Source organism: Desulfomicrobium apsheronum (genome assembly GCF_900114115.1).
Classification (GTDB): domain Bacteria; phylum Desulfobacterota; class Desulfovibrionia; order Desulfovibrionales; family Desulfomicrobiaceae; genus Desulfomicrobium; species Desulfomicrobium apsheronum.
The window spans coordinates 51,465-72,284 of record NZ_FORX01000023.1 but is presented as its reverse complement, the minus strand read 5'-3'; the positions used below and the strand labels follow the sequence as shown (position 1 = coordinate 72,284).

General features: G+C 52.7%; 23 protein-coding genes. 9 read left to right on the top strand and 14 right to left on the bottom strand.

Annotated elements, in window-relative coordinates; genetic code table 11:
• The 14 genes from BMZ40_RS17340 to BMZ40_RS17275 form a co-directional block, all read right to left on the bottom strand.
• Positions 1-376: hypothetical protein (locus BMZ40_RS17340; RefSeq protein WP_143075689.1), on the bottom strand; the 376-nt coding region annotated here is incomplete at its 3' end.
• A gap of 14 nt (positions 377-390) precedes the next feature.
• Positions 391-1,302: a VRR-NUC domain-containing protein gene (locus BMZ40_RS17335; RefSeq protein WP_092378883.1), complete on the bottom strand. Its 912-nt coding sequence runs from the start codon at positions 1,300-1,302 to the stop codon at positions 391-393.
• Complete coding sequence (locus BMZ40_RS17330) at positions 1,299-1,715, bottom strand: hypothetical protein (protein ID WP_177193247.1); 417 nt, start codon at positions 1,713-1,715, stop codon at positions 1,299-1,301. Before BMZ40_RS17330 ends, BMZ40_RS17335 begins: the two co-directional genes overlap by 4 nt.
• A 93-nt stretch (positions 1,716-1,808) precedes the next feature.
• Complete coding sequence (locus BMZ40_RS17325; protein WP_177193246.1) at positions 1,809-2,309, bottom strand: DUF4123 domain-containing protein; 501 nt, start codon at positions 2,307-2,309, stop codon at positions 1,809-1,811.
• 1 nt (position 2,310) lies between these two features.
• Positions 2,311-4,392: a type VI secretion system Vgr family protein gene (locus BMZ40_RS17320; RefSeq protein WP_092378874.1), complete on the bottom strand. Its 2,082-nt coding sequence runs from the start codon at positions 4,390-4,392 to the stop codon at positions 2,311-2,313.
• A gap of 103 nt (positions 4,393-4,495) precedes the next feature.
• Complete coding sequence (locus BMZ40_RS17315; RefSeq protein ID WP_143075688.1) at positions 4,496-5,224, bottom strand: hypothetical protein; 729 nt, start codon at positions 5,222-5,224, stop codon at positions 4,496-4,498.
• A 35-nt stretch (positions 5,225-5,259) separates the two neighbouring features.
• Positions 5,260-5,991 carry a pesticin C-terminus-like muramidase gene (locus BMZ40_RS17310; protein WP_092378868.1) on the bottom strand — a complete coding sequence of 244 codons (732 nt, stop codon included), beginning with the start codon at positions 5,989-5,991 and terminating at the stop codon, positions 5,260-5,262.
• Positions 5,992-6,003: 12 nt separating this feature from the next.
• Positions 6,004-6,756: a hypothetical protein gene (locus tag BMZ40_RS17305; RefSeq protein ID WP_092378865.1), complete on the bottom strand. Its 753-nt coding sequence runs from the start codon at positions 6,754-6,756 to the stop codon at positions 6,004-6,006.
• Positions 6,757-6,780: 24 nt separating this feature from the next.
• The gene (locus BMZ40_RS17300) at positions 6,781-7,281 is read right to left on the bottom strand and encodes a DUF4123 domain-containing protein (RefSeq protein ID WP_092378863.1); all 501 of its coding nucleotides are present in this window, start codon (positions 7,279-7,281) and stop codon (positions 6,781-6,783) included.
• Positions 7,282-7,312: 31 nt separating this feature from the next.
• A complete protein-coding gene (locus BMZ40_RS17295; protein ID WP_092378860.1) occupies positions 7,313-7,882 on the bottom strand; it encodes a hypothetical protein in 570 nt (189 codons plus the stop codon).
• Between the two features lie 454 nt (positions 7,883-8,336).
• Positions 8,337-8,954: a type VI secretion system amidase effector protein Tae4 gene (locus BMZ40_RS17290; protein WP_092378857.1), complete on the bottom strand. Its 618-nt coding sequence runs from the start codon at positions 8,952-8,954 to the stop codon at positions 8,337-8,339.
• Positions 8,944-11,256, bottom strand: a complete 2,313-nt coding sequence (locus BMZ40_RS17285) for a type VI secretion system Vgr family protein (protein WP_092378855.1) — start codon at positions 11,254-11,256, stop codon at positions 8,944-8,946. Before BMZ40_RS17285 ends, BMZ40_RS17290 begins: the two co-directional genes overlap by 11 nt.
• Positions 11,257-11,752: 496 nt before the next feature.
• On the bottom strand, positions 11,753-12,070 hold the full coding sequence (locus tag BMZ40_RS17280; protein ID WP_092378852.1) for a PAAR domain-containing protein: 318 nt from the start codon (positions 12,068-12,070) through the stop codon (positions 11,753-11,755).
• A 155-nt stretch (positions 12,071-12,225) separates the two neighbouring features.
• Positions 12,226-12,747, bottom strand: coding sequence for an Hcp family type VI secretion system effector (locus BMZ40_RS17275; protein WP_092378849.1), 522 nt, complete (start codon positions 12,745-12,747; stop codon positions 12,226-12,228).
• 496 nt (positions 12,748-13,243) lie between these two features.
• On the opposite strand from BMZ40_RS17275, the gene BMZ40_RS17270 reads away from it, so the two are divergent.
• The 9 genes from BMZ40_RS17270 (at position 13,244) to BMZ40_RS17235 (ending at position 20,814) form a co-directional block, all read left to right on the top strand.
• Complete coding sequence (locus tag BMZ40_RS17270) at positions 13,244-13,939, top strand: helix-turn-helix domain-containing protein (RefSeq protein WP_218143794.1); 696 nt, start codon at positions 13,244-13,246, stop codon at positions 13,937-13,939.
• Between the two features lie 406 nt (positions 13,940-14,345).
• Entirely contained in the window at positions 14,346-14,792 is a 447-nt protein-coding gene (locus BMZ40_RS17265) for a hypothetical protein (protein WP_092378845.1), read from the top strand.
• 50 nt (positions 14,793-14,842) lie between these two features.
• Positions 14,843-15,205: a hypothetical protein gene (locus BMZ40_RS19385; protein WP_143075687.1), complete on the top strand. Its 363-nt coding sequence runs from the start codon at positions 14,843-14,845 to the stop codon at positions 15,203-15,205.
• Positions 15,206-15,257: 52 nt separating this feature from the next.
• Positions 15,258-15,719, top strand: a complete 462-nt coding sequence (locus tag BMZ40_RS17260; RefSeq protein WP_143075686.1) for a hypothetical protein — start codon at positions 15,258-15,260, stop codon at positions 15,717-15,719.
• A 144-nt stretch (positions 15,720-15,863) separates the two neighbouring features.
• Complete coding sequence (locus tag BMZ40_RS17255) at positions 15,864-16,361, top strand: type II toxin-antitoxin system HipA family toxin (RefSeq protein ID WP_342707916.1); 498 nt, start codon at positions 15,864-15,866, stop codon at positions 16,359-16,361.
• A 72-nt stretch (positions 16,362-16,433) separates the two neighbouring features.
• Entirely contained in the window at positions 16,434-17,051 is a 618-nt protein-coding gene (locus BMZ40_RS17250) for a nucleoside deaminase (protein WP_218143792.1), read from the top strand.
• Positions 17,052-17,463: 412 nt separating this feature from the next.
• Positions 17,464-18,480, top strand: a complete 1,017-nt coding sequence (locus BMZ40_RS17245) for an amino acid ABC transporter substrate-binding protein (protein ID WP_092378839.1) — start codon at positions 17,464-17,466, stop codon at positions 18,478-18,480.
• A gap of 100 nt (positions 18,481-18,580) precedes the next feature.
• Positions 18,581-19,726, top strand: coding sequence for an amino acid ABC transporter permease (locus BMZ40_RS17240; RefSeq protein ID WP_177193245.1), 1,146 nt, complete (start codon positions 18,581-18,583; stop codon positions 19,724-19,726).
• On the top strand, positions 19,723-20,814 hold the full coding sequence (locus BMZ40_RS17235) for an amino acid ABC transporter permease (RefSeq protein WP_092378833.1): 1,092 nt from the start codon (positions 19,723-19,725) through the stop codon (positions 20,812-20,814). Before BMZ40_RS17240 ends, BMZ40_RS17235 begins: the two co-directional genes overlap by 4 nt.
• Positions 20,815-20,820: the final 6 nt, after the last annotated feature.

Genomic DNA, 20,820 nt, shown 5'->3' with positions numbered 1-20,820 from the left:
AAAAATCTGCGTCCATCAGACAGATGAGCATGAAGGGACTCGCGTCATCCGTGTCTTCTGCACCTGTCAGGTTCATATCGAAGCTTTGGCTAAGAGATAGTTGCTCCACCCTGTTGCGGCACGATGAAAGCGATTTCTTGCGTAGGTTCACCAATCTGCCCTCAAGAGAATTTGATAAGGCCCAGCGCAGGTAGGGCTTCGTCGCCGCATGGTACTCGTCCACCAGTTCGGCCATGGCAAGGCGCGTTTCTTGGTCAAAGCCGCAGGGCACATAAAAGGTGGCCAGCATGGAGACACAGGCGGCAATGTGGTTGCGGCGATCTTTGATGACCAGTTGGTCGATCATGGTCGGGGTGATCTCGGTAGGTTCGGTCATAAGTCCTCCTGTTTTCAGAGCGCAGGCGCGGCGCGGAAGATGTTTGCAAAGGCGGCGGCAGTTCGCGAGGCCGCCCCGGTAGTGGCAGCGGCACCGGCGGCTTCGCCGAACGGGCCGTCAAAAGGACAGGCCATGGCGGCGACAGTGCCCACAGCCGCGACTGCGGCGAGGGCTCCCCACATGGCTGTCTTGCCGACCGCGCCCCAGTTGACTCCGGCCTCGTCTTCCGGCGCGGGCATGGGCGCCACGACGGGTTGGGGTTCGGGTACTAGATCGTCGTGACAGATACATTCTACTCCTTCGCGCATCAGATCGACTTTGTCCTCGTTGCCGACGATTTTCGAGTAGGCTTTCGTTTGGTCATGATCCGGCACATCCCCAACAAACTTCATCTCCACAATCCGCTCAATATTGTCCTGCGTCGGCGGCATGGACGGGTTGCGGACAATGACCACATCGGGCCGACGCACCATGCCTCGGCCGCCCTGATAGCCTTCAATCTCAGAGCGTGCCCGGCCCTGCCAGTAGGTCGAGGGGCCCGTGGTGTCCATGCCCGCATTGTCCCGATGCATGAAGGGACGCGGCCTGCGCTGCCCGGCTTCGTCTGTCGCCGTCATATCGTAACTGATCTCGGATTTGTAGCGGCTTCCCAGGAGCTGAAAGAGGTCGGCCCTGGTCAGGACCTCGTGGACGCACTGCTGACGCATGCTCCGGCCCTGGGTACTGACAGACGGATTCTCGCTGCAGCAGCACATGACCCGGCACAGGAGAAAGTCGTCCACCCCCTTGGACGTCTGGTCGGAGGCCAGTTCGCGGCATTCTTCGCAGATCATCGACAAGGCCCGTTCCGGGCTCACGCCGCGTGAGAGCGCCTGGCTTGCCGTCGTCACGATCGGGGCCATCGTGCCTACGCATTTGGAACTCATCGCCACTCCCCGGGGTTTTCAAGAGAGGGCACCCACTCTTCCGCCCATGGCGTCGTTTCGACATGCCGGTCCATCGGGACTGTCATGACCCGGCCCCATACTTCGGATGGAAGTCGTTGAATCAGATCCCATATTCTCCCGCATCGCATGTGCCGTGATGCTTCCAGGGCCTTCCGGACCTCAGGGTCGCGGTAAAATCCCTGCGCAATGCCCACACCCAGGCCGACAAAGGCATGCACATCGTTTCGGCTGGTCAACCCGAACCGTTTCGCGGCCGCCGCAGACTCCCGCACCCGCTCCTCCAGCGCGGCGTCGTCGAGATCGGACAGCAGAGCGGCATTATATTTTCTCGACTCGGCGCATAATTCAGGAAGAATCCGTTGTTCAAAGTCCATTTCCTCCAGGGAATTCATTTGCTCCTCAGTAAAAGAAAGCATCTTGGATAGCCTCCGCTAATTGTATTCGTAGTGTTCAATTTTGCGTATCACGAACAGGGCCAAAGCACGTCAAAACAAGGCGGATTTATACGCTCCATCAATCTTCCAGTACATTTCTGAAACATGTTTGAACACGAACGCGGCCTGCTGCTGCAATGCCGGAGACGCCAGCATCACCATCACAGAAGGGTCATAGAATCTGAACAGGGCGAGGCCCTGATTCGGCAGATTCGCTTCAAGGCATGTTCGGAAGTGTTCGGCAAGGTCCTTCAGAGGGAGTGTGGAAACAAGCGCGAGAGCCTTGAGTTCATCCGCACCCTGACGAACGAACCAGGGCATCAGTCCTCTGTGCATGTCTTTGATACGTACCAAGCACGGGCTGACCTCTACGAGGGACTCGTAGTAGGTGCCGCGATAGAGCGGGATGTAGTCGGGGTTATCTTCGTGTTCGTAGATGAAGGCGTGAATGTTCTTGAAGCGCGCTCCATCCATGAGCAGGTAGATATTGTTCGGATTCCCGGCGAGCGTTCCGAGAAGGTCGAAAGCAGCATCCATGTTTTGAATATCCATACTATTCCGCCCCTGCGCACACTTGACAGAAGAGACGCCCCTCTGCCCTGCGCAACGCATCGATCTGCGTTATCGGGGCCGTTCCCTCGTCAACCAGTTCACTGGCCATGGGCAGCAGCGGCGCAGCACCCGTGCCAGGGCTTGGGCTGCCGCCGGAATTGATTTTGATCTTCGCCCCGTTGATGGTCACTCCTGACGGGTCGATCTTGATGAAGCTGCCGCCAGCCATGATGGTCAGTTCCGTGCCGGCCTCGAGGATCGTCTTGATGTCGGATTTGAGGTGCGTCTCATCGCTGGACCGGACCAGCCATTTTTCGGTGATTTTGCGATGGCTGTTGCCTTTGACGGTCATGTGGTCGTCCGACAGCAGTTCGACCTTGCGGTCCTTGTGTACGGTCTGATGATCCTCGCCTTTGACTATGGAGTAGGAGAAATTGTCGATGGTGCGGTGCTGGTCGTGCAGGATGTGCTCCTTCCAGTCGTTCTTGACGTAGACGTTCACATCCTTTTCCGCGTGGGCGTAGATCTCTTCCAGGCCTTTCTTGTCCTCAATGCGCAGTTCGTTGAAGCCGCGTTTTTCGCCCTCCGCTCCAGGCGTGGACATGGACTTGAAAACCGTGCGCGTCTTGTTCGCGGGCAGGGGGTACGGGACCGGGTTGCGGGAGTTGTAGACCCGGCCCGTGATGACGGGCCGGTCCGGGTCGCCCTCCAGGAAGGTGACCAGCACTTCCTGGCCGATGCGGGGGATGGCCATGGTGCCGAACTGTCCTCCGGCCCAACCCTGGGAGGCGCGAATCCAGCAGGTGGTGTTCTCGTCGCGTCGGCCCTCCCTGTCCCAGTGGAACTGCACCTTCACGCGGCCATACTGGTCCGGGAAGATCTCTTCGCCGTCGGGACCGGTTACAATGGCCGTCTGCACTCCGTAGATGGATGTCCGAGGATGATCCGAGGCAGGGATGAAACGGGTCGTGTTGGGGATGGCTCGTACGTGCGCCCCGTACATCATGCCCCGGTCCGGGGCCTCGTGCTCCAGGACCTGGGGCTGTTCGCCCCGATGCTCCACGCGGACCACCCACCATTTCGCATTGTAGTCCTCGCGGCGATGCCCGAAGAGTTCGAACACGTATCCCGGCGTCATGCGGGAGACATCGGTCGTGACTTCTACCCAGGCGTTCATGCTGAAGTTGCGCATGAGTTCGAGGTCCACGTAGCGTTTGCCGTCCTTCTGCAACTGGTACAGGTGCGGGTAGCGGTACTGCTCCAGGTTCATGCCCACAGGGACCGGCGCCTTGACGGAATCGGTCTCGGACAGCTTGACTTGCAGGTCCAGGCGCGTCTTCTCGAAGTTCCATTCCCTGAAGGTGTACGAGTCGCTGCGGATGTCTTGCCCCATCTCGATGGTGCGCACGGTGGCCGTGTCGGTCTCGGTTCCGGCGCCGGGATGGAAGCGCACCAGGCTTTCGCCTTCGATCCGAGGGCCGTCGGGCATGTCCGAAAAGCAGAGCACGTGTCGGTCTTTGAAGTGATCGAAATAGAAGTAGAGGCCTTCCTCCTCGCACAGGCGGGAGATGAAATGCAGGTGCGTTTCGCCGTACTGCACGCAGTACTCGCGGGGCGCGTAGTCGAAGAAGCATTTGAAGGCGTAGGAGTCCCCCGTGAAGTTCTGTTCCTTGAGGATTTTTTCGATGATCTGGGTCACGTTCATGTTCTGGAAGATGCGGTGGTCCGTGACCTGATTCAGGAAATGGAGCCTGGGAACGAGCAGGCAGCGGTAGTGGGTGCGCTGGTTGGCGGTGTGCAATTGTCTGAAGCTGTGGATGACGCCGTGCACATGCCTCACGCCGCCGCTCTTGTCCCGGATGGACAGGCAGGCGGTCCGGCCCAGCAGTTCGGCGAAGTCGAGATTGTTGAGGTCGTGGACGAGTTCGATCTCGAACTCGTAGGGACGGTGCATTTCCTCGACGCCGGAGAAGGCGTAGACCCTGAAGCCGGGAATGGCGGGGGTCTCGAAGGTGAACCAGGGGCTGTTGGCGCTGTCGCCCAGCCACTGTTGCGGGTTGAAGGCGTCTTCTGTGAAGTGCATGCGGTTCTCCGGGTTTTATAATGATTCGTATTCGATCATGTATAAGTTCCAGCAAAGATTTTATATGAAGGGAGTTTAATTTACCTATCCCTTAGTTCACACCTTAGTTCCTCTTAGTTTCATCATAATTTAATTCCAATTGTAAAAATTGTATTGCTTCCACTGCGGTGATTGATTCTTTGTCATAGGGCCAACTCAGTATGAGAACTTGAACTGAATGGTATGTTCCTAGCGTGGCATCGTCAGTGAATGTTACCAGCAGATCAAGCATTCCATCTCGCAGGAAGTCACCAGTGGCTAATATTTCAAAATTATAATAAAAACCATCTTCACCGGGGGGGGCGGTGTCCAAAGTTAGAGAAGTGGCGTTCATCTGTTTCGAGGCAAATATGAAGTCGCGCAAATAATAGTGAGTAGATGGACGACGGGGTGCTAGGGAAGATCGTACCGATGCCAGATCCAAGCGCTGGAATATCTGTGTGCCAGCTTTGGAAAGATCGAAACGCGATCTCTCGGCGGCGATGCCACGTTCGGCGACCGCACGGACTAGGCACTTCCAGTACGAATTGAATTCCTTTCGTTCTTTTGTCTCGCCAAGATCGACGCCTGAATTAATCGCTCTGACCAAGCTGTTACAATTATGAATTGGTTTTTCATTAGGTGCAATTTTCAATGATGGCAAACAATTCTCTTTATAAATGAGTTCTTTTATAGTCGGGTTTGCCCAAACAATGGTCTGACTAGAATGTGCGAAGTTCGCAAGTATGGGAACAAACACGCTAGATAAGCTGAATACAAGCAAGAGTTGAAAACTAGAAATTTGTTTCGGCATGTTATACCTGCTGAGTTGGAGAGGCCTCTGTATCATTATTTAGTATTAGACACAGAGGCTTTGATTGCTTCCTCTATGAGTCCCGCTTCCAGTTTGCGACGGGTTGGATAGTCATCGCCAAAGTCTTTGAGGTTAGCCCTTGCGTCCTCCCATCGTTGCTCAGTGATCTGTTTCCAAAAATTTGGAGTTGCTGTGGAAAGAGAACCATATTGAAAACTGATCGAAGTTATGGCAGTTTGTACATTGTTCGGTAGTTTCTCAAAATGAACGCGTTCACAATTGTCAGCTTTGTTTAATTTATCTACTTCAGTGTCATAATATTGCACAAGTTTGTCGATCAGTGGCTTCTTAACTGCTTTGTCTAAACTTGCTGCTTGCGACTCGCTTAAATTTAATGGTTTTTTTTGTAAGTAGTCTACAGCGTCTTTTCCTTGTTTGCCAACATAGGGTTTTAATTTTGTTTTTAGTTCTTCATCAATCTTAAGGTTGTCGATGTCAGATTCATTGCGGGCACCTAAATCGACACCTGTCGCTATTGTAACCCCACTATTGCTCACTTCAGACGCTGGAACATAGCCTTCAATTTTTTGTCCTCCTTCTCGTTTACTAATAAATGTCCAGTCAATATCCAATTTCCCATCGTTATTGCGTTTTGACAAAGGTGTAGGACATTTATTATCAGAAGAAATATCGTCGTTTGTTGTATTTATGTTGGAAGTACATGGCGTGATCGGATTTTTAATTGAACTCTCATCATTTTTCGCCATTGAAAAACCTCTTTATTTGAAAATTATTGAATTGATATGCCGAGACAACTCTTGTTCTTTCATCATCCCATAGGAGATGTCATTATCCAGCATGCTTGCTGGCTTAACACAGAGAGGGTCTTTAATAACCGAAAAACCGCAGAGGAACATAAGACACGCAATAAGAACTTTGCCGACTTGCGGGTCCAGTCCGAGTTCACGCGCGTTTTCTTCTGCCGTGTATAGAATCTGTCCAGCCAAGGCTTGTTGGGGGACATGGGCGTAGCGGGAGGGATGGATTTGTTGCAGTATTTTTAAAATATCTTGGTCGTTGGTTGCTTCCACCACCTGGCGGAAATCCAGATTCTGAGTGTTCTTGGCTGCACCGGATTGACCTGCATTGTTCACAGTGCTGGTTTGTTTTTGAAACGAATTGAAGTGCCCCAAAACCTCTTGGAGGCGTACGAACGATTCCGGCATTTTTTCCTTTTTTCCCTTGTCCGGGAAGCGGTGAAACCGTGCCCAGGGGAACATGGGGTCAATGTCGAAATCACAGCCAAGGTTGGTCATAAGCGTTATGAGTCCTTTGACTTCACGCTCGGCAAGCATGTTGTAATCCAGCGCTTTTTGCACGGCGAGATCTATGAATTCTCGAACTTTCATTTCACCTGCTTCGGCAAACCGCTCTGGGTGTTCTACGGCAAACTCTTTTACGCAGTTGTCAACGAAATTGTTGATCGTAAATTTTTCAAAATCAGCGTACATTTCATTGCTTACAACAAACATAGATCATCTCGTATTTTTATGTTGTTATGCAGAGAGACATTTGTAATTTTCTAGAGATTTCCAGTATGCTAATTTTATAGGAGTGAGCATTTTTATGACATGTGGATCGTTCATGTGATTCGTAATAACTTCAAAGATTTGTGGATCGTAAAATCTGAACAGGACTACGTCATAGTTTGGCAATTTTGCTTCCAGATACTCTTGGAAATGAACGGCCAAGTCTTTCAAGGATAAGTCGGATACAAGAAGCATGGCGTTTCTTTTGTCCTCGGTATCTTTGGCAAACCAAGGCAGAAGTCCGACCTTTATATTTGTGATGCGTACCAAGCATGGGCTTACCTCCAATGCCGTCTCGAAGTATGTCCCACGGTAAAGCGGGATGTAGTCAGGTCTTTCTTCCTGTTCGTAGATGAAGGCATGAATGTTTTTGAAGCGCGCTCCGTCTATGAGCAGGTAGATGTTGCTTTGCTGCCGCCTCAAGGCCACAAGGATGTCGAAGTTGGCATTCATCTGGTGAAGAATCATTATTGCTTCCTCGGCACATGGCCTAATTTGTTCACTTGAGAAGCAGATACAGGTCGTCTGGATTTAAATCGTTAAATGGGCGCGCGTCTAACTCCTTTGATGTCAGGACGCGCGGTGGTCCGATTGGTTCGGCTGTACGCCGATCGATGTAAACAGCACTGAAATCGGTAAGGACGTATCCGTCAGTTGCCGGGGCAAATGTCATGATTTCTGTAATGAGGAACCAACCTGAGCACAGCTGGTTCTGCAGTTCAAAGCCGGAATCAACCGCTTTTGCTTGTACGAACCCATCGGCAGGGCAGAGGTCGTCAGGGTCCATGCCGCGGACTACGCGTGAATTACGTGCCAAAACTTCCCCATCGGCTCTGCGCAGAACCGCACATCCGTTCGCCACCTCCAAAATCAAGCCTGACGGAAGTGGCACGCGCTGTATTAACGGGCTCTCCGGCGGGATCGATTCCGTCTCTCCGGATTGCTTCGGGACAAAGAACGGTTGATGCGTTTCGGCACGGACCAACCAATGACTTTGGCCGTAGCACACCATGACAAGCAGGATCGTAATGGTGATTGAATAAACGAATTGTACATTTTTTTGCTTCATAAGTTTTGATTCAATATGTGGCAAATATTGATATATATTTTTTTATTAATGGCGCCATTTGTTTGTATTATGTCGGAATATTTTTAAATAAAATGCATCATGTGTAAAAAATTTACAAATGTCTCAATTTGTCTACTTTTACTTTGAAAGTATTACTTGTATATGATTTTTATTGAAAAAACACATATTTTATTTGAGAATTGCGTAACATATATTTTATGTTTTTTTGTTTCCCCTATTTTTGAAGTAATGGATAAAAAAAGAAATATAAAGTGACAATAAAGCGCTTAGAGGTATGATTACATAATATATAACATCAAACATGATGTTAGCTCGCTCTTCTTCATAAAAAACTTTGCCATTGTATAGTAAATTTACATATATGTCGTATAAATATTTGCTAAATAAAAAAAATACAGAAGGCAATATGACGACAAATAATAAAAAAGCGTATTTAATTATTATTTTCACAACTATGAATCTCCCAAAACAAAACACTACTAGATCTTTTTAAATCAGACACGCCGAAGTAGTCCTCGTATAAGCCAGAAAGGTGTAATCGAAGCCAAGTTTTAAACCAGCCATTACTTGCCAATGTCGATATATTTCCTTTCCATAAATCTATATGATCTCCAGTGTAATTTTTCTCTCCGTCTCTTCTCCAATAATCTTTAAAAAATATTATCCCTTTTTTTCCACGAATATTTTCTTGAAATGTATCGCCAGACAATCGAATTGCTTTTGGACATCCAGCAAAAGGCTGAGTTTCCAGATAATCAGCTAATTCTTGCGCCCTTATAGCATGAATTCCTCCTTGACCATTAGCTTGAGGACATCCCCAGCACCTCGTACCCTTGTATCCTTTTAGTAATATTCCATTTAAATATAATGCATGGCTTAAATGTATTGCACAGTGATTGTCAAATATATCACTACCATGTTCTGCTTTATGAATTATGACATCATCTGGGTATGCATCCCATAGTTGCTCAAAGCAAATCACTTTTTTTTCAAGAGTTTTTTTAGATCCTGATATACTACTTGTCTTAACCTGCAAGCTTTCATTCGGCATAGCCTTCCCCTTTTAATTTCTGCAAAGCTTCATCTCCAAAAAAGAACATAATATTTTGAGGATTCTCTGTATGTACTCTGCAAGTACACCCCTTTTCGTCGGTTCTTCCAGAGTAAATAGCTCCAGAATCCGTTTCAGCATAATATGGATAGTTAGTGATGGGCCTGCCATTTTGGTCAATCAATTCGACCATCTCGTCATACTGCTCTTTTATGTCGGCAAGATCACCTGCACTGCACTCCTCACAGAACGGCTTATGCACAGCCCCTCTCAACGCACCAATCTGCGTGATCGGCGCCATGCCTTCGTCAACCAGTTCGCCGGCAATGGGCAGCAGCGGCGCAGCGCCCGTGCCAGGGCTGGGATTGCCGCCGGAGTTGAGTTTGATTTTGGCTCCGTTGATGCTCACGCCTGACGGGTCGATCTTGATGAAACTGCCGCCTGCCATGATGGTCAGTTCCGTGCCGGCTTCAATGATCGTCTTGATGTCGGATTTGAGGTGCGTCTCATCGCCGGACCGGACCAGCCATTTTTCGGTGATCTTGCGATGGCTGTTGCCTTTGACCGTCATGTGGTCGTCCGACAGCAGTTCAACCTTGCGGTCCTTGTGTACGGTCTGGTGATCCTCGCCTTTGACTATGGAGTAGGAGAAATTGTCGATGGTGCGGTGCTGGTCGTGCAGGATGTGCTCTTTCCAGTCGTTCTTGACGTAGACGTTCACGTCCTTTTCCGCGTGGGCGTAGATCTCTTCCTGCCCTTTCTTGTCCTCGATGCGCAGCTCGTTGAACCCACGAGGTTCGCCCTCTGCTCCAGGCGTGGACATGGACTTGAAAACCGTGCGTGTCTTGTTAGCGGGCAGGGGGTACGGGACCGGGTTGCGGGAGTTGAAGACCCGGCCCGTGATGACGGGCCGGTCCGGGTCGCCGTCCAGGAAGGTGACCAGCACTTCCTGGCCGATGCGGGGGATGGCCAGGGTGCCGAACTGTCCTCCGGCCCAGCCCTGGGAGGCGCGTATCCAGCAGGTGGTGTTTTCGTCGCGTTGACCTTCCCTGTCCCAATGGAACTGCACCTTCACGCGGCCATACTGGTCCGGGAATATCTCTTCGCCGTCGGGACCGGTTACAATGGCCGTCTGCACTCCGTAGATGGGTGTCCGAGGATGATCCGAGGCAGGGATGAAACGGGTCGTGTTGGGGATGGCTCGTACTTGCGCCCCGTACATCATGCCCCGGTCCGGGGCCTCGTGCTCCAGGACCTGGGGCTGTTCGCCCCGATGCTCCACGCGGACCACCCACCATTTGGCATTGTAGTCCTCGCGGCGATGCCCGAAGAGTTCGAACACATACCCCGGCGTCATGCGGGAGACATCTGTCGTGACGTCGACCCAGGCGCTCATGCTGAAATTGCGCATGAGTTCGAGGTCCACGTAGCGTTTGCCGTCCTTCTGCAACTGGTACAGGTGCGGGTAGCGGTACTGCTCCAGGTTCATGCCCACAGGGACCGGTGCCTTGACGGAATCGGTCTCGGACAGCTTGACTTGCAGGTCCAGGCGCGTCTTCTCGAAGTTCCATTCCCTGAAGGTGAACGAGTCGCTGCGGATGTCTTTTCCCATCTCGATGGTGCGGACGGTGGCCGTGTCGGTCTCGGTTCCGGCGCCGGGATGGAAGCGCATCAGGCTTTCGCCTTCGATCCGAGGGCCGTCGGGCATGTCCGAAAAGCAGAGCACGTGTCGGTCTTTGAAGTGATCGAAATAGAAGTAGAGGCCTTCCTCCTCGCACAGGCGGGAGATGAAATGCAGGTGCGTTTCGCCGTACTGCACGCAGTACTCGCGCGGCGCGTAGTCGAAGAAGCATTTGAAGGCGTAGGAGTCGCCCGTGAAGTTCTGCTCCTTGAGGATCTTTTCGATGATCTGGGTCACGTTCATGTTCTGGAAAATGCGGTGGTCCGTGACCTGATTCAGGAAATGCAGCCTGGGTACGAGCAGGCAGCGGTAGTGGGTGCGCTGGTTGGATGTGTGCATCTGCCGGAAGCGGTGGATGACGCCGTGCACATGCCGCACGCCGCCGCTCTTGTCCCGAATGGACAGGCAGGCGGTCCGGCCCAGCAGTTCGGCGAAATCGAGATTGTCGAGATCGTGGACGAGTTCGATCTCGAACTCGTAGGAGCGATGCATTTCCTCGACGCCGGAGAAGGCATAGACCCTGAAGCCGGGAATGGCGGGGGTCTCGAAGGTGAACCAGGGGCTGTTGGCGCTGTCGCCCAGCCACTGCCACGGGTTGAAGGCGTCTTCTGTGAAGTGCATGCGGTTCTCCGGGTTTTATAATGATTCGTATTCGATCATGTATAAGTTCCAGCAGGTGTTTTTTATGAAGTGGTACGTTGCTGACGCTTTGATTTCTTCATGGGATATTTTTATGCTGATTTGTTTTGGATCGCTTTTTATATTTAATAGTGAAACTGATTCATTACTATAATTGTGCAATTTGGTTAAAATTGGAAATTTTATATCTTCTTTATTGCATAATCGTATATTTTTAAAAATTTTATTGATATTGTAAGTGGAAAAATCGTATATTTTTTTTTGTATATTTATGTCTGATATGTATCGAGCATAAAAAATGTTGAATTTATCTGATATGCAATTATTTCTATATAAATCTGTCTTTTCCTTGAACGAGTTGCTCAAGGGTTTAAGAAGACAACAAAAAACAGTAGTCCTATTTCGCTTTTGGTCATGTGTATCCCGGAGTGCTGCATGCTTCGTATGGAGGCTCTCCAAAGAGCGTTCGTCATGACGCCTAATCAATGGTCACGTCGGGGCTCCCCTCGATCATCTCTCCGACCCCGCCGCAGTGGGTTGTCATATCTCCCACTCTGGCCAGAGGCTTGTTGTTGATCAGGACGGTCGAGCTGCCCTCGGCCACCTCCCATGTGTTGGAGCCGCAACATGCGGCGTGCGTGCCTTGGTCTCCCAGACGTAATGCTGGCTTGTAATTGATGATGACATCGGGTGATCCGGTCGTAGCCGAACCGATGACGGGATGCGGGCAACAGGGCTTACCGTGTGCGTCGGCTGGGCAGAACGCCTTGTCGTCGAGTCTGCAGGCTTGGGGCATGTCTGTGCTCCGTTGCGGACTGTAGCGGTCCGTTTGCTGTGGTTTGGAGGCATGGCGATTGATTGATGACGCCATGAGTCTCAATGCATTCGCTTGCGCTTCAGTGCGACCGCGCCGGGCCCGGCATGCAGGTTCGAGCCCGGCGCGGCGTTCGTTTACGACTGGTTGGACATGGTCCTCCAGTCGTCGCTCTCTGACGTGCTGGCGATCTCATGGGTTTTGATGATCTTGCGGTAGGTCATGAAGACGTCTTCAAGATGGGTGAAGTGCGCTTTTCCTGGATCCTGGCAGTTGGGCATGTAGGCCTGGATGTCCACGATGATGGCGTCTTCAAGCTGGATGGTGAAGTAGTGCTCCATGGTTCCCGATGCCGAGGTGCGGTAGAACTTCATCTCGACCTTGGGAAGGCGCTCGCCGCTAACCAGGGAGCGGAAGAGCAAAGGCGATGCCTTGTCCATGATCTTGGTGATCTTGAGGGGCTTATGCACGCGCTGCCCCGTAGGCTGGCCTGACTGGGGATCGCGCGGCAGGATGATCTGGTGCTCGAAAGCTTCCACCAGGCTCTCGTCCTCGTGACCTTCCTGGAAGATGTTGCCCACCGATGCTTCGGTGAAGTTTCCGGCCGTGATGAGCCCCTGTCGTTCTCCGGTGATGCTGATGTAGGCTGGTACTGGCATGATTTTCTCCTTATGGCGATGTTGTAATGCTGATAATTGAGCAGTCACAAGGCAACATTTGGGCCATGAACATCATTGTTTTATATATTAAGTTTTTACGTGTTTATACTAACTTTTTTTGGAAAGTATTTTGGCAATATCTTGCCTATTTTTATGATACATTTGTTGTAAAATAATAAAAAATACTAAAAAAATAGCATGATAAGGCCAGGCAAAATTTTGCTTTAAATTTTTTAATCCGTATAAATAATTGTGCATAAAGTTTTAAGAGAGCAGGAGTCGAGGGTCAGATCTTGAATCTTGATTCATTTTGGGCTCTCTCCCTCTCATGGCCAGACCCCTCCGCATAGAATTTCCGGGAGCCGTCTATCACGTGACGTCCCGCGGCAACGCCCAAGCTGCGATCTTTGCCGATGACGTCGACAGGAATACGTTCCTGGCCGTCCTCCGGCAGATGCTACGTCGGTTCAATGTGCTTTGCCATGCCTACTGACTGATGACCAATCACTTCCACCTGCTTCTTGAAACCCTAGACGCCAATCTGTCCAAAGCCATGCGTCAGCTCAACAGCGTGTACACGCAGGCCTTCAATCGGCGGCATGGGCGGGTAGGGCATGTGCTGCAAGGGCGGTTCAAGGCCATTGTGGTGGAACGGGAGGCGTATCTTCTGGAACTGTGCCGCTACGTCGTGCTCAACGCCGTGCGGGCGGGGATGGTCAAGGACCTCGGGAAATATTCGTGGTCCAGCTACCGAGCTACCGCCGGACTCGACAAGGTGCCGGAGTTTCTTTCCGTGGACTGGATTCTGGAGCATTTTGGACTCGACCGGAAAAACGTCCACCTGGAATACCGGCGGTTCATCAAGGCGGGCATGGATGCAAAAGACTCCCCCTGGGATGAGCTCAAGGGCCAATGTTTTCTTGGGGAGGATGCGTTTCTCGAAAAACTATTCCCGATGCTCAGGGAGAAGAGCGCCCTCAAGGACGTGCCTCGTACCCAACGCTTCGCTGACCGCCCCAGCCTGGAGAACATCCTTGCGGACTCGGGGAGCAGGGAAGTGCGGGACAGCGCCATCGCCAAAGCGTGTCTCGAATTTGGTTATACCCAAGCCCAAGTGGCTGCCGCGACGGGACTTCATTATTCGACCGTGAGCAGGATTCTTCGGCGAGAAGAGTCAAGATTCAAGATCTGAACCTTGGTGTTTTTTCGATCTTGGTCGCCGTAGCAACCCCGCAGTCTTGCGACGACCAGATAATCTTTCATGTCACGCCATCATTCATGCAGGGGGAAATCAATGCCCCTTCTTGCCGACTGAATGCCCCTGAGAGTCGGCAATCCGTTCAAACCTGTCCTCCACCTTGCTGCGCCTCGATCTCTCTGCCTGGCCATATGAGCATACTTATTCCCGAGTGTGTACGGATATGTTCTTGATATTTTAGAGTGCATACGTATGTATATCATTTATTTATTGTATTATTAAATAAGTATGAGGTTGCATATGAAATATATGAGAATGTTTTTTTTATACATTAATTTTTTTTGCTTTAATTTCTTTATTTTTATTAGAGAATAGAGATTTCACGATTACTCAATCATTTATGCAAATGATTAATTCGAATGATGAGCAAACAAGGTTGACTGCGATTATTATCTTTGCAGAAATTGAAGATGATAAAGTTCAAAATGCACTATTGAATCACTTGTCAAATTCGAAAAATATTGATCGTATTGCTATTACATATAGTTTATTTATGCATAGTGGAAAATTTGAGCAAAAGTTTATTGATTCAATTCCAATTGATGAACAAGAAATAAAAAAATTACTGGTGCTTGATTCGCCGCAAGGATCGCGTTTGAGAGCGCCATATTTGAGAATTATAAAAGCAGTTGGCGATGTAGCCATGCATAACGATAAAGCGCTGGATAAATTAAAATCGATTTATAGACATTCTGATGGATGGCAGGGGGATTCAATTTTGGAAATGATAATGAGTGCTGAGAGATCAAGAGGCAAGAATACAGATTTTCTGCTTGATACTTTGTAAGTAATTCATATTTTGACCACAATTTTAAAAAAAATAGCAAGGAGGAAGCCGTGAGTTGGAGATTTCATAATGGGAGATTGTCCGCTCCAAATGGTGGTGAATGGTCGGCAAGAAGCGGTCCTTGGGGGAAAGGGAAGTTGCCTGATGGTTTATACAGAATTGGTGTTGCCGTGAGTTTGAGCGGTGCAGCAAATGCCTCATTCAAGGATGAAGCCAATTTCGCGTGGTGGTGCCCCATCACGCCTCGATTCGGAACGCCGCGAACCGGTTTCGGAATTCATCCCGATGGAGGAATTTCGGGAACACTGGGATGTGTGGGCATCGTCGATGGAAACACCAGGGCGTTGTATGCGTTACTTCTTCGTGCTGAAGGCGAAACATTGTTGGATGTATTGTCTTGCCGAGAAATGTAAGAATTGCGATCAGTAAAAGCGGTGATACTAGTCTTATAGTGAGATGATAAACGTGAGATATAGCATTATTACATTGATATTAATTGCGTTATTGAGCAACAATTCCTATTCTTCAGACGAATTTGAAGAACAAGTCATATTTAACAAAAAATATGAATATATCATAACAAAATCTTGCGAAGATATTCAGGCTAATACGGATATATTGTTGATCATGTACAAAGAATCTGATGCCGCAATTGCCACGACATGGAGAGTTAGCGTGGCTAAAAATATTCCTTCTCAGGCGGTTGCCGCGATACGCCTCTTGTCGAAAGCAGGCGTCAAGCCAAATCGCTACTGCATGGACCCGTTTTTCGAAACAGATGAAATCACATTGAAGACATGGCTCGGCAACGCCATCAATGCCCTTGAAGCCTTCACGATGAATAACGGGAAAGAGGAATTGTTTCGTTGTCTGTGCCTGGAGGAGATCAAGTCGGAATACGCAGAACTCAACAACAAAGAACAATAACTCGACTTTCGGGGTTGGCCATTGGCCTCCTCCGATATGAGTGTTTCCCACCTCCGATATAGCAGAGGACTCGGTCATCTGCTATTTTCGGAGGTGTCCTTTTGTATGGTTATCAAGTCTGGCTTTGGCTAATCCTTGATGTGAATAACCGAAAGCCAAACGCAAAATCCACAAATCATAGTTTCCAACCAGGCCGGCGCATGCGGCTATGAGCAGGCCTTGCAGGTCATCCGCCGACTGGGACTGCCGATGGCGGCCATCGAGGAGCAGTTCCGGCGGATGGTGTTCAATATCGTTGCCCGCAACCAGGATGACCACGTCAAGAACATTGCTTTTCTGATGGACCGGACGGGGAAATGGTCGCTCTCACCGGCGTTTGACATGACCTACAGCTATCGGCCAAACGGGCAATGGACAGCGCGCCACCAAATGACCCTGAATGGCAAACGGGATGGCTTCTCTCTGGACGATTTCAAGGCGTGCGCACAGAGCGCCTCGATGAAGCGCGGACGAGCGGAAACGATCGTTGCCGAAGTACAGGGCGTGGTTGCCCGCTGGCAGGACTATGCTGACGAGGCGCAGGTGAATCCGGCGCAGCGGGACAAGATTCAGGCAGCCTTGAGAGTGGAGTTCATTCGATGAAACCCGCCGCACAGGGCGTTCGCTGAAATTTCGCCTTGGCCCGCATCAATGAAGAGTGAGAAGGAGTGAGACATGTCGAATACGAAGAACGCATATAGCCGCACCAATACCAGTTTTACCCTGGATCTGCCTGACTGGGCCATCGAGGAACTCAATGTTCTGCCGACACACTTCGAGACCGTGGAGGCCCGGATGGCAGCGGTGATCGAGTTTTCGCGCCGCAATTTCCAGAGCAATACGGGCGGACCTTTCGCAGCGGGCATCTTTGAACGCGACTCGGGCAGACTCGTGGTGATCGGAGTCAACCGGGTGATGCCCTTTCTGTGTTCCTCGGCGCATGCGGAGGTCATGGCCATTTCCCTGGCGCAGAAACTGCTGGGAGTCTACGACCTGGGCGCCCCCGAGCTGCCGTCCCACCAGCTGGTGGTGAACTGGCGGCCCTGCGCCATGTGTTTCGGCGCGGTGCTGTGGTCGGGTGTCCGCTCGCTGGTGATTGCGGGCGAGGGGCCCGAGCTGGAGGAGATCACTGGATTTGACGAAGGCCCGGTCCATCCCGACTGGCGTGCCGAGCTGTCACGGCGCGGAATAGAAGTCGTGGAGGATGTCCTGCGGACGGAAGCCCTGGAAGCCTACCGGGAATTCGCCGCCAGCCAGTCGTTTGTCTACAATGCACGGCTCGGGGTGGACTGAGAGCCCGCTCCAGGACGTGTAGGACAAGAATCCGCCCCCCGCTATCGGCCCCATCCCTGAGAGCGGAAGGGGCGTTTGTCCTGGTCGGCATCGAAGCTGATCCGTCCCGCTTTGTGTGATTTCCTTCTTGTGTCTCGCGCCGAATCTTGATCTATCTCAGATTCTCATTTCCAAACGGCCAGGCCCCTTGGTCTCTTGCCCCTTGGCATCTTGCAAAAGTCGTCATCCCGTTCAAAAAAATCCCATCATCTGAAAACACGTCATCCCCTTGAAGACAGGAATGACATTCATGGGTGACCTTTGGTATTTTGCGAGCTTCATTGACAGCCAGTCACATGTTTGCAAGACCTCCGTAACATTCCCGTAACATTGTGGCCAACTCCAAGTTGGTCGCATTATCCAAGGAGAGAGGATGAAAACTATAGGCAAACTGTTTCTGACATTGGCCGTGCTTGCTTTTGTGTGCACCGGTGCCATGGCAGGCACTCTGGAAAAGGTGCAGAAGGATGGCCAGCTCATTCTGGGTGTCAGCGAAGGCGTGGCCGGTTTCTCCGCGCCGGACTCCAACGGTCGCTGGGCCGGTTTCGACGTGGACATGGGTCGCGCCGTGGCCGCTGCCGTGCTGAAGGACCCCGAAGCCATCAAATTCGTTCCTCTGGCTTCCAAGCAGAAGATCGTGGCCGTATCCTCCGGCCAGGTGGATCTGTCCCGTGGCACCACCTGGACCATGAAGCGCGACTGCAAGCAGGGCGTGGATTTCACTGCGGTCCTGTTTTACGATGGCCAGGGGTTCATGGTGAAGAAGAGCCTGGGCGTGGAAAAGGCCCTCGACCTTGACGGCGGTTCCGTGGCCGTGGTCTCCGGCACTACCTCCGAGCTGAACGTGGCCGACTTTGCCCGCGCCAACGGCATCAAGCTGGAAACCGTCGTCTTCGAGTCCAAGAAGGAGGCCTTCAACGCCTATGTGGCCGGCCGTACCGACGCCTTCACCACCGACGTCAGCCAGCTGGCATCCCTGCGCGCAGGCGCCGCCAATGCCGATCAGCACATCATCCTTCCCGAGGTTTTTTCCAAGGAACCCCTTGCTCCCTTCGTCCGTCACGGCGACCAGCAATGGAAGGATCTGGTCACCTGGATTCTTTTCGGCCTCATCGAAGCCGAGGAAAAGGGCATCACCCAGGCCAACGTCCTTGAGATGAAGGCTTCCTCCACCGATCCGCTGATCCAGCGCATGCTCGGCGCCACTGGCGACACCGGCTCCCTGCTCGACCTGGACAACGACTGGCTCGTCCGCGCCATCCAGGCCGTTGGCAACTACGGCGAGATGTACGACCGCAACTTCGGCCCCAAGAGCGCCCTGAATATCCCCCGAGGCTACAACAACCTGTGGAACAAGGGTGGTTTGATCTACGCCATGCCCATCCGCTAGCGGGCTGAATCGAAAGAAATCCGCACGCCGCACCGGCCGGGACAATCGGCTGGTGCGGTCCTTTGTTTACTCCCCCAAAAGGAAGCTAGCCGTCTTGAACATGTCCAAACTGAAAGAACAGTTGCCCGCTCTTTTGACCCAGGTCCTGGTGGTCGGAGCGATCGTCTACGTGGCCCTGCAGCTGTTCCACAACACCCAGGCCAACCTGGAGGCGCGCAACATCGCCTCGGGGTTCGGCTTCCTGTCCGTGGAGGGCGGCCTGCCCATCAACGACAGTCTGTTGCCCTACACCCCCGCCGACACCTACGGCCGGGCCTTCGCCATGGGCATCCTGAACACCCTGTTCGTGTCCGCCCTGTCCATCGTGCTGGCCACGATTCTCGGGGTCATCATCGGCATCGCGCGCGTATCGGGCAACTGGCTGGTGGCCCATCTGGCCGCCGTGTATGTGGAGGTGCTCAGAAACGTTCCGCTGCTGCTGACCCTGTTCTTCTGTTACTCCACGCTGCTGGCCTTCCTGCCGTCCCCGCGCATGAGCCTGGTTCCCTTTGGCGACATATTCATCAACAACCGGGGCGTGTACGTTCCCCGTCCGTTTTTCCAGGATGGCATGGGCTGGGTGATTCTGGCCCTGGTCACGGCCATCGCGGCCTCGGTGGCCTTGGTGCGCGTGTCCAAGCGGATGCGCGATGAAACCGGTCGCGGCCTGCATTCGGGGTGGATATCCCTCGGACTGATCTTCGGGCTTCCTGCGGCCGCGTATTTCCTCACCGGCCAACCGCTCGATTTCGACGCTCCCGTGCTCAGCGGGTTCAATTTCAAGGGCGGCATGGTGCTGCGGCCCGAATTTTCCGCCCTGCTTATCGGCCTGGTCCTGTATACCGCCGCCTTCATTGGCGAGAATGTGCGCAGCGGCATCCAGTCCGTGGACGCGGGCCAGCTGGACGCGGCCAAGGCCCTGGGGCTCAGTCCGGGACCGATCATGCGCAAGGTGATCCTGCCCCAGACCCTGCGTGTCTGCATCCCAGCCACCACCAACGATTACACCAGCCTGATCAAGAACAGCTCCCTGGCAGTGGCCATCGGGTATCCGGACATGGTCTCCATCGGCGGGACCATCATCGGCCAGAACGACCAGGCCATCGAGATCATCGGCCTGTGGATGGCGGTCTACCTGACCATCAACCTGGTCGTCTCTCTGGTCATGAACTGGTTCAACGCCAAGGTGCAGTTGGTGGAACGATGAGCGAACTCAAGACCTTCATCCCCTCGCCCGACGCCCCGCCGCCCGTTGCCGCCTCGGGCGTGCTCCTCTGGTTGCGGACCAATCTCTTTTCGGGCTGGTTCAACTCCGTGCTCACGGTGCTGGCTGTGCTGGTCCTGGCCAAGACCATTCCGCCTCTGATTTCCTGGGCGTTCACCAACGCCGTGTGGTCCGGCGGGCCCGATGCGTGCGACGGTTCGGGCGCGTGCTGGGCTTTCATCGCGGACAAGGCGCGGGTCATGCTGATTGGCACCTACCCGTCGGAGCTGATCTGGCGGCCCCTGGCGGCGGCCATCCTGTTCGCCGGCGTGATTGCGGCCACGGTCAGCGGTCGGTTCGGCAAGCGCGTATTGGCCGGAGCCTGGCCCATGCTCTTCGTGGCCGCCGTGTGGCTCGTGGGCGGTGGCGCCGGGTTGGCCGAGGTGGACCAGTCCATGTGGGGAGGGCTCATGCTTTCGCTGGGCCTGGCCGCGGTGGGCATCCTGTTCTCGGTGCCTTTCGGCATCCTCCTGGCCCTGGGACGGCAGTCCCGGATGGTCGGTATCAGCTCCATCTGCATCGGTTTCATCGAACTCATCCGGGGAGTGCCGCTCATCACCATCCTGTTCATGGCCTCGGTGATGATGCCGCTGTTTCTGCCCGTGAACCTCCAGATCAACAATCTGCTGCGGGTCCAGGTGGGCATCATCCTCTTTTCGTCGGCCTATATCGCCGAAGTGGTGCGCGGCGGCCTGCAGGCCGTGCCGAGCGGCCAACTCGACGCGGCCAAGGCCCTCGGGTTGTCCCGCTGGATGATCACCCTTTTCGTGGTCCTTCCCCAGGCCCTGCGTTACGTGCTTCCGTCCCTGATCGGGCGCTGCATAGCCCTGTTCAAGGATACCTCCCTGGTCATTATCGTGGGGCTCCTGGATTTTCTCGGCATGGTCAAGGCTGCCTCCCAGGATCAAAACTGGCTTGGCCACGAGGTCGAGGGTTATGTCTTCTGCGCCGTGATCTACTGGTGCATCTGCTTCGGCATGAGCCGATATGGCCGCAGCCTCGAAAAGCGCGGCCCCCAAACCAAAAGGTAAGGTTCC